The sequence below is a fragment of the Nocardia gipuzkoensis genome, assembly GCF_021183645.1.
GTDB lineage: Bacteria > Actinomycetota > Actinomycetes > Mycobacteriales > Mycobacteriaceae > Nocardia > Nocardia abscessus.
Map to the genome: position 1 here is coordinate 2,582,547 of NZ_CP089225.1, position 13,986 is coordinate 2,596,532.

Here is a 13,986-nt window from a genome sequence, read left to right on the forward strand (position 1 = left end):
TTCACTGCTGCACAGCCCCTTTGACGTCAGGCCCGGTAAGGAGACCGCATGACCGAGACCACGCTGCCCCCCAACGGCGGTGCGGGCGACCGTATCGAACCGGTCGACATTCAGAACGAGATGCAGAGCAGTTACATCGATTACGCGATGAGCGTGATCGTCGGCCGCGCGCTACCGGATGTGCGCGACGGCCTCAAGCCGGTGCACCGGCGCGTGCTCTACGCGATGTACGACAACGGCTACCGCCCGGACCGCGGTTACGTGAAATCCGCCCGCCCGGTCGCCGAGACCATGGGTAACTATCACCCGCACGGTGACGCGTCGATCTACGACACGCTGGTCCGCATGGCCCAACCGTGGTCGCTGCGTTATCCGCTCGTCGACGGGCAGGGCAACTTCGGTTCCCGCGGCAACGACGGTGCCGCCGCGATGCGGTACACCGAGTGCCGACTGACCCCCCTCGCGATGGAACTGCTGCGGGAAATCGACCATGAGACGGTCGATTTCACGCCCAACTACGACGGCCGTTCCCAGGAACCCGTGGTGCTTCCGAGCCGGGTGCCGAACCTGCTCATGAACGGCAGCAACGGCATCGCGGTGGGCATGGCGACGAACATCCCGCCGCACAACCTGAACGAGCTCGCGGACGCGATCTATTGGGCTCTGGACAACTACGACGCGGACGAGGAAGCCACGCTGGCGGCCTGCATGGAGCGCGTCAAGGGTCCGGACTTCCCCACGCACGGACTGATCGTCGGTAGTCAGGGCATCCACGACGCCTACACGACCGGCCGCGGCTCGATCCGGATGCGCGGTGTCGTCGAGATCGAAGAGGACAACCGGGGCCGCACGACGATTGTCATCACCGAGCTCCCGTACCAGGTCAACACCGACAACTTCATCAACTCGATCGCCGAGCAGGTGAAGGACGGCAAGATCGCGGGTATCTCCGACATCCACGACGAGTCCTCCGACCGCGTGGGGATGCGGATCGTGGTGACGGTGAAGCGCGATGCCGTCGCCAAGGTGGTGCTGAACAATCTCTACAAGCACACCCAGCTGCAGACGAGCTTCGGCGCGAACATGCTGTCGATCGTCGACGGTGTGCCGCGGACGCTGCGACTCGACCAGATGATCCGGTTCTACGTCGAGCACCAGTTGAACGTCATCGTCCGGCGGACCCGCTACTTGCTGCGCAAGGCGGAGGAGCGGGCCCACATCCTGCGCGGTCTGGTCAAGGCGCTCGACGCGCTGGACGAGGTCATCGCACTGATCCGGCGGTCGGCCAACACCGACACCGCACGGCTCGGGCTGATGGAGCTGCTGGATATCGACGAGATCCAGGCGACGGCGATTCTCGACATGCAGCTGCGTCGCCTGTCCGCCCTGGAGCGGCAGAAGATCATCGATGAGCTGGCCAAAATCGAGGCCGAGATCGCCGACTTGAAGGACATCCTGGACAAGCCGGAGCGCCAGCGCGCCATCGTGCGCGACGAACTGGCCGAGATCGTCGACAAGTACGGCGACGACCGCCGGACCCGCATCATCGCGGCGGACGGCGACGTGGCCGACGAGGATCTGATCGCCCGCGAGGACGTGGTCGTCACGATCACCGAGACCGGCTACGCCAAGCGCACCAAGACCGACCTCTACCGCAGCCAGAAGCGCGGCGGCAAGGGCGTGCAGGGCGCCGGCCTCAAGCAGGACGACATCGTCAAGCACTTCTTCGTCACCTCGACGCACGACTGGCTGCTGTTCTTCACCAACAAGGGCCGGGTCTACCGCGCCAAGGCCTACGAACTGCCCGAGGCCAACCGCACCGCGCGCGGCCAGCACGTGGCGAACCTGCTGGCCTTCCAGCCGGATGAGAAGATCGCTCAGATCATCCAGATCAAGTCCTACGAAGACGCCCCGTATTTGGTGCTCGCCACCAAGAACGGCTTGGTGAAGAAGTCCAAGCTCACCGACTTCGACTCCAACCGCAGCGGCGGCATCGTCGCGGTGAATCTGCGCGACGAGGACGAGTTGGTCGGCGCCGTACTCTGCTCGGCCTACGAAGACCTGCTCCTGGTTTCCGCGCTCGGACAGTCGATTCGCTTCTCGGCGACCGACGAGGCGTTGCGTCCGATGGGGCGCGCCACCTCCGGCGTGCAGGGCATGCGGTTCAACACCAGCGATGAACTGCTGTCCCTCAATGTGGTTCGCGACGGCACATATCTGCTGGTCGCGACATCCGGCGGCTACGCGAAGCGGACCGCGATCGAGGAGTACACCGCGCAGGGCCGCGGCGGTAAAGGCGTATTGACCATCCAGTTCGACGCGAAACGTGGCACGCTGGTCGGGGCGCTCATCGTCGACGACGACGACGAGTTGTACGCGATCACCTCCGGGGGCGGCGTCATCCGGACGGCGGCGAAGCAGGTTCGTAAGGCTGGACGACAGACCAAGGGCGTGCGATTGATGAACCTCGCGGATGGCGATACCTTGCTTGCGATCGCGCGCAATGCCGACGAGCCCGATCCCGATCAGGTCCTCGGTGGCGGCGACACCGGCTCCTCCGAGAATTAATCCATCAGCGGCGGCAACGAACGGATCTAAGGATTCCCATTGACCACTCCGAATCAGCCGAATGACGAGCGGCACCAGACGAACGGTGTGACCGAGCGGATCGCACCGTCACCGATCCCGCCGCGGCCGATCCCACGGCCGGTCGCCTCGGCCGAGAACGGTCAGCCCGGTGGCGGCCAGCAAAGCGCCGGTCAGCCGGGCGGTCACCCTGGTGGCGGTCACCCCGGTGGCGGACAACCCGGTGCCGGACAACCCGGCGGTCACCCCGGTGGCGGTCAGCCGGGTAGTCACCCGGGCCAGCCGAACGGGCCGCAGTCCGGCGGGCATCCGGGTAACCAGCCCGGCGGCAACCAGCCGCACGCCCAGCCGCACGAGATTCGCGAGCAGCAGGGTGATTTCGCACCGCAGCAGGGCGGGCCGAACCAGGCGCCCGATGGTGACGGTCAGGACCGTTTCGACCAGAAGACGGCGCGGATCAGCAACCAGGCTCCGCAGTCCGCGCCCGAGAACGAGGACAAGCAGCCGGTCGGCGCTGCCACCAACGGCGGACAGCAGTCCCCGTACCAGGACGGGTGGGCGCAGCTGCCGCAGCGGGAGCCGCAGTCCAATCTGTACCGTCCCGGTCAGGCGCCGGTCACCGGCCGCCCGAACTCGAGCGGCGGGGGTGGTCTCGGCGGCGGCACGTCCAACGCGCGCACTACCGCCGACTTGGCGGCCAAGGCGGCACGCAAGGAAGCTGCCATGGTGAAGTCGGTCGGCATCGACGGGCCCACCCGCAGCATCGCGCGACCGGAGCTGATCAAGGACATGCCGGACCTGTCCGAGATCCGGCATCCACTACCGCCGAGCGAAGCTCCCGGGGGCCCGCAGTCCGGGCCGGTCTCACCCGCGGTTCCGGTCGCGGTGGCCGCCGCGGTCGCCGCCGGTGAGCCGCTGCGGGCCACGGTGCAGATCCGTCGCATCGACCCGTGGTCGACGCTGAAGATCTCGCTGGTCATCAGCGTGGCCATGTTCTTCGTGTGGATGCTGGCGGTCGGCCTGCTGTACATCGTGCTCGAGGGCATGGGCGTGTGGGAGCGGCTGAACAACACCTTCACCGACATGGTGTCCCAGGACAGCGGCTCGGTGGGGCTGATCGACGCGGGCACCGTCTTCGGCTACGCGGGCGTGATCGGCCTGATCAACGTCGTGCTGTTCACCGCGCTCGGTACCGTCGGCACCTTCATCTACAACCAGTGCTGCGATCTCGTCGGCGGCATCCAGGTCACCCTGGCCGACCCCGACTAGTACGGCGTCGAGAACGGCCGGTACTCCCACCGCGGGGGTACCGGCCGTTTCCGTTCGTGCCGTCCGACCATGTGGACCGACACTGCCGTTGCGGCCGCAAGTGAGGGTAAGTGGGGCTTCTACCAGCCGTTTTGGTCCAGTGGAGAGGTGTTGTGTAGTCTCTACACGTTGTTGTTCACCGCGAACGACACCAGGTACGGGCCTATAGCTCAGGCGGTTAGAGCGCTTCGCTGATAACGAAGAGGTCGGAGGTTCAAGTCCTCCTAGGCCCACCCACGAACCTGCAGGTCAGGACCACATTCGCGGCTCTGAGCACCTGCGTTATGTCACAATGGTGTCACAGCAGGGCTTTTGACCCGCATCTCGAGGCGTTTCCGACCCAGGAGACACCTTCACATGTTCACTCCACGCCCCCGGCGCCGCTCCGACGGTTCGATCGCCTGGCAGGTCCAGTTCGAATACCACGACGAGGACGGCGTCCGTCGCCGCTCCTCGGAAACCTTCGACGACTTCGCGCCCGCGGAACGCTGGGCCGGACTCGTCGATCGCATCGGCGTCCACGAGGCGCTGAAAGTGCTGGAAGTCCAGCGCCGCGATGGCAGCGGTGTCCGCTTGACCGACTGGCTGACCCGCTACACCGACCGGCTGCGCGGCGTCTCCGAACCTGTCCGGCGCAAGTACCACGCCTACATCCGCAACGACATCGCGCCGTTCTTCGGCGACACCACCGTCGACGCCGTCACCCAGGATCTCGACGCCGCGTGGATCGGATACCTGGAACAGGACAAGGGCAACTCACCCAAGACCATCCACAACAAGCACGGCTTCCTCTCGGGCGGGATGCGGGCGGCCACGCTGGAACGACCCGAACCGCTGATCACCTACAACCCCTGCGCGGGCATGCGGCTGCCCCGCCACGACGCGCCCGAACTCGACATCTTCGACAACGACGAGTGGGAACTGTTCGAACAATTGCTCGGACAGCGCTGGCGCGCGCTGGCGGAGTTCGGCCTGGTATCCATGGCCCGGCCCAGCGAGATCTTCGCCCTGCTCGTCGACGACATCGAGCCCGACACCGGCGCGGTGCGCATCAGCAAGGCGTGGAAGGACAGCGGCAGCCGCCTCACCCTCGGCAAGCCCAAGACGAAACGCGGCGTGCGCACGATTCACGTGCCGCTGGCGACACTCGAGCGACTGGACCTCGATCGTCCCGGCGACGAGCTGCTGTTCCACACCGTCAACGACACGCCGATCACGGCGGGCTACTTCCACAATCGCGGCTGGCAGCCCGCGTTGCGCCGACTGAAGGCCCTCGCGGAAGGTGATTTCGAGCCGTTCAGCAAGAAGGCGTTGTGGCGCGGCGCGAGCCCCGAGCAGTTGATCGCCCACTACAGCAAGGCGATCACAACACTGCAGCGCAAGCGCCTGACTCCGTACACGCTGCGGCACACCGGCATCTCGTGGAAGTTGCAGGACGGCGTACCGATCTTCGTGGTCTCCCGTGACGCCGGACACGAATCGGTCACCATCACCGACCGCCGCTACGGCCACAACGACCGCACCGCGAGCGCCTCCGCGGCCCAGGTCATCGCCGCGCGACTTCCCCAAGTCCGCGCGCGCATGCTCACCCTCGTCGCCTGACCGACCGCATCCAGCCCCCTGATCCGCATTCCGTTCCATTCCAGAGATGGAATGGAACGGAATGCAACGGAATGGAATGGAATCCCATGCTGACAGCCGTTGACCTCGCGGCGACCGGCACCGAACCGGCCCGCTGCCACTTCCCCCACTGCACAGCCCCCGTCCCGCCACGCGCACCCGGACAGCCCGGAGCGCCGCGCCAATACTGCGACAACCCCGAGCACAACGCGCAGAAGGCACTGCGCCGCCGGATGAAAGAAGCCGACCGCGATGCCAGCGCTGCACCCACGCGGCCGTCGCTGCGGCCGGTCACCGACGGCATGCTCACTCTCGCCGCGCTTCTGGACCGCTACGAGCACCTTCGAGGAGACCTCGCTGCGGTCGCCACCGACACCGCCGAGCTGATCACCGAACTGACCGACCCGGGCGTGGTCGACCGGGAGATCGCCGAGATCCAGCGCGAGGCCACCCGCCGCATCACCGCCGCCGAACAAGCCCGCGCCGACGCCGAGCAAGCGGCAGCGACGATGCGCGAGCGCCTCGATCGAGCCGTCGAGCTCGAACAGCTCGCCATCGCCGCTGCCGAGGAAGCGACCGAGAATGCCGAGCAGGCCACCGCCCGCCTCGCGCAGGTGGAGTCGGAGGCAGCGGCGCGGATCGCCGAGGCCGAGGCGGACCGGGACCGGGTGTATGAGGAAGCCGAAACGGTACTCGCCGAGATGCGCGGCCACGTCGACAACGCTCGCGTCGCACACGCGCGAGCCGAGGCAGAACGCGATGCGGCTCGTCAGCAAGTCGAGTCGACCGCTGCGGAGAACCAGCGGCTAAGTGACCAACTCGACCACGAGAGAACCGAACACCGCCAGCAGCTCGAACGCCGGGATGCCGACTACTCTCGCGCGATCACCGCAGCCCACGCAATGGCCGACCGCGCGGCCCGCGAGCACCGTCAGCAGCTGACCGAGGTGCTACGCGGAAACAGCCACGGGGAACAACCGCCCGTTCTGCTCGCGGGCGCAGCTGGCGAGGACGATGACGATCGCTGACTCATAGGTCTCACCGTTCGCAGGTGGACCCGGCACCGCCCTGGGTTCGGGCCAGGAGGATAAAACTCCTGGCCCGAACCCATGGCGCACCCGTCACGCTCCTGCTCATCCTCCATCAGGACAACGCGGCGAGAGACCCAGTGCGCTAGATCCATCATTGCAGTCGGGAGAACACCTGGAGGACTCGTCTCCTTGCCCTGCGGATCGTGCGGCATCGCGGCGTTGACGGAGAAACTCGGACCAGATTCGGGCCGATTCCGCAGACGTAGGTCCGCCGTTGAGCGGCGGTTCAGGGTTCGGCGCAGGACGCAGGTGAAGTGTCATGCATTCTTTGACGTGCCCGCTGCTAAGCCGGTTCCGCTGTCGCCGATGCTCTCAATGCGCGTTGGCGCACGGCGGTCCGACGGATTCGCGGTGAGGCCCCGGTTGCACCTGCCGGTCACGCTCTCGCCCAACTCGATCGCGAGCTCGACGCGCACATGGTCACGCAGCGCGACGGTGTCCGTAGTCGCTCAGCGGAATCCGCTGGTCAAGCGCTGGGCTCGGTAGCTGTGGTACGACGTATACCGCGGCCATCCCCAGGAACTCGACAGTTGATCAACACGTGCAGCCAAGTTATCCACAGCTGCGTGCACAGCTCGGTTTGGTGTTAGCCGGTGGGGTCGCCTAGGTTCGCCCTCAGTTGCCCAGCGACAGAGGAAATTCGACGCCGCGATGGGGAGATATGTGTGTTTCACATCGCTGTTTCACGGCGCTCTTTTGCGTCGGCCCTCATGGCTAGGCTTCCACCCACCGAACGTCGATTGCGGCTTCCGCATCCCGGGAACCGCTGTGTCGCTATCGACCTCGGCACCAGCGCGGCCCCCGCCTGGGCATAGGCAGGGGCCGCAGTACACCTACACCTCCACTGTGTCAACAGATGAAAGGAAGTACAGGCAGCATGAGCTTATCGGTCGAGCCTGACAACACCCAGCCGTATCCCGTCGATCCGAAAGGGCCGGAGACCCATCCTCTGGTGGTGTTGTCTCTGACGCCGGGCTTGTCAGTGGCCATAAAGGTGGGGTCATGACCCGGTCCGAGTTGGTGAACAAACGCACTCGGGAGGCAGTGCGTGATCAGATGAGCGGCACTGTGCTGCGTGAAGTCGACGAGATGTGGCAAGACGAACTCTTCGCTCCACCGGAGCAAGATCCTGAGCCGGTCGGCGGTGAGCGTGTGACCCGCTTTCAGGGGTACCTGGATCAGGTCGACTGGACTGACCCGGGACAGGTCTCCCGCGCGCTACGTGTTTTCGAAGTGGCGCTACGACATCTCTTCCACCATCCCTGGGCGCCTGACTGGGACCCCTCCGAGAACATCGAGCGACTCCGAAGGCTCTTCGCGCGTGACGGCTATACCTTCGACAACCAAGGCCGGATCACTGGCGGGCCGCCGATCGTGCTGAGGCGGGAGGATTTGGGCGATCTCCGCGACGCAACGGTGATCTTCGAGCACCTGGACCGTATCGATCATGCCGTTTCCCGAGACGACCCTGCGCTGGCGATCGGTTCAGCGAAAGAACTTGTGGAGAGCACTGCGAAACTCGTGCTCCGGGAGCGGGGCGTGCCTTTCGACAGCGGCCACGACCTTCCGAAGCTCGCCCGTATGGCCGAAGAAGCGCTACTGGTCCATCCCTCCCAGGCGAAGCCCGGACCGGACGGCTCCTCGACCATCCGGAAGGTACTCGGCGCAGCGCTTACGATCACTAGCGGAATCGCCGAGCTGCGAAACGACTATGGCACCGGCCATGGACGAGACACTGCTCCGTCGGGCTTGGGACCTCGTCATGCGCGGCTGGCTGTGAACGGGGCACGGCTGTGGTGTCAGTTCATGCTCGACACCCTTGCCGATTCGAAGGCCCCCTGGCGTGGCACCGCGCCGGCCGGTGCTGGCGGTGCTCTCAACGACCAGCGCGTGGAGGACCAGAACGCATCGGAGCCGATCTTGTAAATCCGAAATGATGGGGTGTGGGTCGTTGTCCGGCAAACAGGAGATCGCAGCGTTCGCTGCGAGGGCCGGCGGCGATCCACCCCCTGTCAGCTTCTGCACCGCGGCGGGGAAGCCAGTCGGCCGCGCCATTGCTGCGGGCCAGGCGGTCGATTTCACCGTGTGGCCCGGCTACGTCAACCGAGAGGCGCTCTGGGAAGCGCTGGTGGAGTACGCCGACGCCGCGGCCGAGCTGCGCAGCATGGCCGACTACCTCGCCGAGGGCAACCTCACCGCGGTCGCGGCACGTGACGACGCGATCGCCCAGCGCCAGGCCGCCGCCAGCCACTGCACTTTCTGCGGGACGGCGTACCCCGGGGGGCGCGATGACCGACACCGTAGCCGTCGACTTGCACGCCATCGCTCGCCTCGACGACCCCGCGGATGCGGTCGCGATCTTTACGCCTGCGAGTTGTTCCACAGCGCCGACGGCAGCCTCTACGGCCGCCACGTCAGCTGCCGATGGGAATTCATTGCTACCGGACCTGGTGCGGCGGCCAGCCTCGACGCGCTCGACCAGGCGCTCACCGCCGCCGGGTACACCCGCACCAGCGACTGGCGGCGCAAGACGTGTGGTACTTCACCGTCGCCACCATCCGAATCGAGGACATCTGACCGACCCGTGAGGAGTTGCACTGCGACAGCCCTGGACTCGTTTCCGGGCTGTTCTTCGTGTTCGGCTACTTCCTGATGCAGATTGATCGAACCCCGGCTGGTACAGATCCGAACAGGTGTACAAGAAGTTCGCCGCGCATCCGAACACGGCGGTGACAAGCCGACGATCAAGCGCAGCGACACCAAATCCGTGTGCTTCACACCGGATAGAGAAGTGCCGCTATCCCGGGTAAACGTCGACCGGCGACCGGGCGATGGACCGGTTGGGTGACGGGATCTGGTTAGTCCTCAAGCCGTTTCGGATACTGCACCGCGCGACCGCGGGAGGGTCGGCGTAGGTATGCGTCGGCGAACTCCACTAAACTCTCACGGGTCCGACTCGGCAAGCTTCACGCTATCCGATTCCAGGTGCATGACGCCGTTCCCGGTCTCCGATCGGGATCGGGATGGCCCCGATCCGGGCCGCTCGCAAGGGCGGTCGGATACGCCCTTCGCGGGCGATCATACACCTCTAAGGAACCGAACAGTGGAAGACCACGGATCGGATGTTCCGAAGGCGAAAACCCCTTGGTGGGTCCGCCTGAGGAAAGCGGTCGTTAAGGGAGTTCAGATCGGCTCGTTCATGCTGAACGTCGAGCGGCTTCTCGAAAGAGAAGCGGACGCCAGCTGGATGACCACTGTCACTCAACTGGCGTCCGCGATGGTGCACGCGGTACTGGATGTCCTGCCCTGATCCACGTGTCCCGGTGTCCAAGAGCCCGGCGTAGGTCTGCAGCCTCGTCGGGCTTCTTGGCTCTCAGCGTTTGATTGCGCCGTGCAAAGTTAACCCGTTACGTTGACGACTTTACCAGCGGCCCGTGCATTTTGTGATCCGGGTCACGATGTGTCGAGTAGCTCAGATCACACCAAATCTGGACTCAACCACAGTTGATCTTCACAAAACCACTGGTCGAGCCACTTCAACCTTGACCTATCGCGCGGTGAGTAATGCCTCTCAGCTATATGTCACTCTGTGACGAAAACGGCCGATTGGCAACCTTTTACCGCTAGCTTTACCGCTAGCTTTTACCGGGCCTTCCCGGGGGTCCTTCATTGCGTCGGCGGTCAGGCTGCGGGCGACCTGGGACGCGCTTATGCAGTGAGCGGCACTCAGCCACCTGCGACTTGCCCGATTGCGATGGCGTCGGCGAAGTCTGGGAGGACGCTGTCGAGAGCTGGGTGGAAGGCTGTGCTCACGCCGACGAGGTTCCGCCGAGTTTCCGGATATAGTCGGCGAGCTCGGGGTCGCATTGATCCCAGCACACGGACCCCGGCGGTGAAGCGGGCGGCCCCGTACATTTTCAGCGCATGAGCTTTCTGGATGCGATCTCGGCTGAGCGCGCCGAGCGGATCAGGCACGACCATGAGAAGACGAGCCAGCGGCTCGAATGGCTGGGCTCGCCGCACCCGCCAGCGGCAGGCAGCGCACTGGCCGGGGACGACAGGCTCTACCCGGCGTGGCCGACAAGTCAGGTCGCGCTCCAAGGGCTCATCTCAGCAACCGATCACCTCAGCCTGTTGTTCGAGTCGGTCCAGGTCCGGACCCGACCTATCGCACAGTTCACCCCGGCGCGGGCTTCCCTGTTCGCGGCATCGTGCACCATCTGGGTACTGAGTCCGAAACTCCGTGCGGACCGCCAGAGTCGCGCACTCTCTCTTGCCCATGAAGATTTCCGACAACTGCGAGCGTTGGTGACCGATATCGAAGGTGGCTCGATGGCGAGGCTCCTCACGCCTGAGCAGGCTTCCGCTGTGCGGACATACGTCGACACGCAGGTCAGCACAATCGAGCAGGTTCAAGGCTTCGACGGTGGAAAGCCCAGCGACACCCAGATTATCGAGCAGGCCGCCGCGTACATCGATTCCCAGAATGAAGGCGCCGCGCACGCCCTCAAGTTGCTGTGGCGCGTCAACTCTGGCCACGCCCACGGCCTCGGCTGGCCAGAACTACTGCGACACCCAGAGATCGTGTCGAGGAGCCAGAGCGATCCGAGCATCTACTACCGACAGGTCAAGGCTGATCCCGATGCCATCGCGCAGGCCATTGAAGCCGCCACCCTCGCCAGCGACGTGGCATTCCGGCTCTACCAACAGCGAGCAGCCTCACCCACATGTGACTGAAACACGAGAGTCTCAAACCGATTCTGTCTCGAAACCAAGATCAAAAAAATTCTAAGTCTGGTCAGACGCATCTTCACGATCAGCCTCACCTGCATAGAGGCCCTTCCGTGTATGTGACATGGCATCGAGTCTTGGCTGCTGTGACCGTGCCTGACATCTCGAGGCAGTCGCCGCCCACTACCAATTGCACGCTCGGCTGGCCATGTGGCCCCGGTGGCAAGCGGAGCTCGTGCGGCAGCGCCTTCAAGGCAACCCAGTCTGCGTAGTCACGCGCGCAGCGACGTCCACCAACCGCCGTCCACCAACGGGTCGGCCGATCCGCTCAGCAACGCTTCCAGATTCCCGCTGCGCCAGTAGGTGCCCCACGAGGCGAGCTCCTTGGGAGTGAGCATCCGCTCCGGCCGGAGCTGAAACCGCACGCCCTGAACGTCGACGTGGGTGTAGTGCTTGTCCTCCGTCGCGAAGTCGAACGTCACATCGCCGGGCCGCAGGGCTGTGGTCAGCTCGTCGTCGGCCGAGGCGTTGACCAAGTACTGGATCACCTCGATCTCGCTCGGCACAGGACCTCGCCATGACAGCACGAACCCTGGGTCGATCGGGCTGGGCCACAGATGAAATCCCAGGCTTCGTCCGAGAGGCCCGATGGAATCGAGCAGCAGGCTCAAGACCCGCCCGGCCACCTCGAAGGTGTGGGCATCTTCTCGCCGCGGCGATGAGGTCCTGCTTCGCGCGCCTGCCGTCATGCCGCGCGATCTTCCTCTCCTGCCCCGTCAATACCGCGACGGCACGCCGCAACACCCACGCATCTGCGATCCGCAACCAGCCCTGTGACCGCCATGGTCGAACGGATGTACGTATTAACTTTTGTCGTGATAATATCTGCGCCATGATTAAGGTTCATGTGGAGCGTGTCCGTGCGGCCTTGTCGGATCTGTGTGAGCCGCTACACGACACGTTCACGTGGGCTGAGCAGATCCGTCGAGAGCGGCTGCCTGAACTCGACGAGGCCGAGCTCTATGGTTGGCATGCGACGCACACGATCCGCGCGCTGGCCCACCACAAGCTTCGGCAGAAGAAGGGTCTGCTGGGTGCGTGGAAGCTGAGTGGCAAGCATTCGCAGAACGGTGCGTTGTGGTTGACCGATGACCACTATCGGGTGCAGTTGCTTCACGCGCACGTAGACGACCACATCCCTCCGCCTGGCACGAACGCGGCGCGGCGGGCGTACTACAGCAATCCGCCGCTGCCGCGTCAGCTGTCTTTGACCGGGGAGGCGAACGACCATCTGCTGGGGCTGTGGCGTATCGATCCGGAGTTGGCGACACCGAGCTTCCGGATCGTCCGTACGATCGGCCCGTGGAAGTGGGGCGAGAAGGCGAAGGTGGATCTCGAGTTCGTGCTTCCCGAGACGGCTGAGGAGTTGTCGGATCTGGAGTTCCAGCCGACCGATGAGGGGCTGGATCTGATGATGCCGCCCGCGGATGGCGACGAGGAAGGCGGTGGTGATGCTCGCGGCGTCTCCGGGTGAACGGATACGCGCGCTGCGTGAGCTATTCGGGTTCACGCAGAAGCAGCTTGCTGAGATGACGGGGTTGGGACAGTCGCGGTTATCCGATGCCGAGAATCAGTTCCGCGATGTAACCGACGCGGAGCTGGAAGTCATCGCGACAGCGACCGGGACACCGCTGAGCTTTTTCTACGTCGAGTCGAACGCGATTCCGCTGGATTCGCTGCGCTTTCGCAAGCTGGCAGGCGCGAGCATCACGATGACTCGCCGGATACATCGCTGGTATCGCGAGAGCTACCGCGTGTCCGACGGGCTGATCACCGAGAGCAAGTACCCTGTCGCCGACCTACCTTTCGTCACTCAGGAATCGGTCAGTGACGACGAGATCAACGAGTTGGCCGACCAGACGCGGGAATCGCTGCGGCTCGCTCCGGACGCGCCGATTCCCCACCTGACGCGGGCACTGGAACGCGCAGGCGTCGCGGTGGCCCCCATCGTTCCTCCCCACATCGACGGTGATGAGGCGCCTGCGGGGGGCGGGCATTTCGGCGCGTCGTATTGGGGCGGTCTCGGCGCGAGTGCCCTGGTGGGATTCTTCCCTGGAACCCACGGCGATCGGCAGCGATTCACGATCGCGCACGAGGTCGGGCATTTGGTGCTGCACTCTTTCCGCCCCCGCGCGGCCGACCCGGAAGGCGAGGCCAACAAGTTCGCCGCAGCCTTGTTGGTGCCCCGCTCACGCGCTGTCGAAATACTCTCCGACGCGACGACCCTGACCGACTTCGGACGGATCAAGGCAACGTGGGGTGTATCGATGCAAGCGCTGATCATGAGGGCTTCAGCGCTGGAGTTGATCACCGACAGCCGCAAACGGTCATTGTTCGTGCAGTTGTCGGCCAAAGGATGGCGACGAGAAGAACCTGTGGAGGTCGGCAACGAGAGTCCGTTGCTGCTGTGGACACTTCTCAGCCGACGGTTCGGGCCGCGGCCGTACCGCGCCGCCGCCGACGCCCTCGCAATTCCCCCGGCCGTGCTGCGATCGGTGGTGCCCACGCCTTACGAAAACCGCGGCGGCAAACCGACCACTGGATCGGTCTACGCCCTCGGTTCAAGCTCCAGCTAGATGGATGACCGTTG

The 13,986-nt window shown here is 64.9% G+C and carries 10 protein-coding genes and 1 tRNA gene; 10 read left to right on the forward strand and 1 reads right to left on the reverse strand.

The features are described from left to right. Positions 1–48 precede the first annotated feature (48 nt). From gyrA to LTT66_RS11855, 8 genes are all read left to right on the forward strand, one after another. Positions 49–2,568 carry a DNA gyrase subunit A gene (gyrA, locus tag LTT66_RS11820; protein WP_195100970.1) on the forward strand — a complete coding sequence of 840 codons (2,520 nt, stop codon included), beginning with the start codon at positions 49–51 and terminating at the stop codon, positions 2,566–2,568. 39 nt (positions 2,569–2,607) lie between these two features. Continuing rightward, complete coding sequence (locus LTT66_RS11825; RefSeq protein ID WP_233066747.1) at positions 2,608–3,855, forward strand: DUF3566 domain-containing protein; 1,248 nt, start codon at positions 2,608–2,610, stop codon at positions 3,853–3,855. Between the two features lie 198 nt (positions 3,856–4,053). After that, positions 4,054–4,127: transfer RNA gene (locus LTT66_RS11830), tRNA-Ile, on the forward strand. 124 nt (positions 4,128–4,251) lie between these two features. Then, entirely contained in the window at positions 4,252–5,496 is a 1,245-nt protein-coding gene (locus LTT66_RS11835) for a tyrosine-type recombinase/integrase (protein ID WP_233066750.1), read from the forward strand. 86 nt (positions 5,497–5,582) lie between these two features. After that, positions 5,583–6,542, forward strand: a complete 960-nt coding sequence (locus LTT66_RS11840; protein WP_233066753.1) for a hypothetical protein — start codon at positions 5,583–5,585, stop codon at positions 6,540–6,542. A gap of 1,065 nt (positions 6,543–7,607) precedes the next feature. Next, positions 7,608–8,531 (forward strand): abortive infection family protein, encoded by a 924-nt coding sequence (locus LTT66_RS11845; protein ID WP_233066756.1) that lies wholly within the window; start codon positions 7,608–7,610, stop codon positions 8,529–8,531. A 1,177-nt stretch (positions 8,532–9,708) separates the two neighbouring features. Then, positions 9,709–9,915: a hypothetical protein gene (locus LTT66_RS11850; protein WP_233066760.1), complete on the forward strand. Its 207-nt coding sequence runs from the start codon at positions 9,709–9,711 to the stop codon at positions 9,913–9,915. 614 nt (positions 9,916–10,529) lie between these two features. Continuing rightward, a complete protein-coding gene (locus LTT66_RS11855; protein ID WP_233066762.1) occupies positions 10,530–11,342 on the forward strand; it encodes a hypothetical protein in 813 nt (270 codons plus the stop codon). A 266-nt stretch (positions 11,343–11,608) separates the two neighbouring features. Here the strand turns inward: LTT66_RS11855 and LTT66_RS11860 are convergent, their stop codons facing one another. After that, positions 11,609–11,902, reverse strand: a complete 294-nt coding sequence (locus LTT66_RS11860) for a hypothetical protein (RefSeq protein ID WP_233066765.1) — start codon at positions 11,900–11,902, stop codon at positions 11,609–11,611. 152 nt (positions 11,903–12,054) lie between these two features. On the opposite strand from LTT66_RS11860, the gene LTT66_RS11865 reads away from it, so the two are divergent. Further along, positions 12,055–12,870, forward strand: a complete 816-nt coding sequence (locus LTT66_RS11865) for a hypothetical protein (RefSeq protein ID WP_233066767.1) — start codon at positions 12,055–12,057, stop codon at positions 12,868–12,870. Continuing rightward, positions 12,848–13,972 (forward strand): XRE family transcriptional regulator, encoded by a 1,125-nt coding sequence (locus LTT66_RS11870; protein WP_233069153.1) that lies wholly within the window; start codon positions 12,848–12,850, stop codon positions 13,970–13,972. The genes LTT66_RS11865 and LTT66_RS11870 overlap by 23 nt, the downstream gene beginning before the upstream one ends. Positions 13,973–13,986 lie beyond the last annotated feature (14 nt).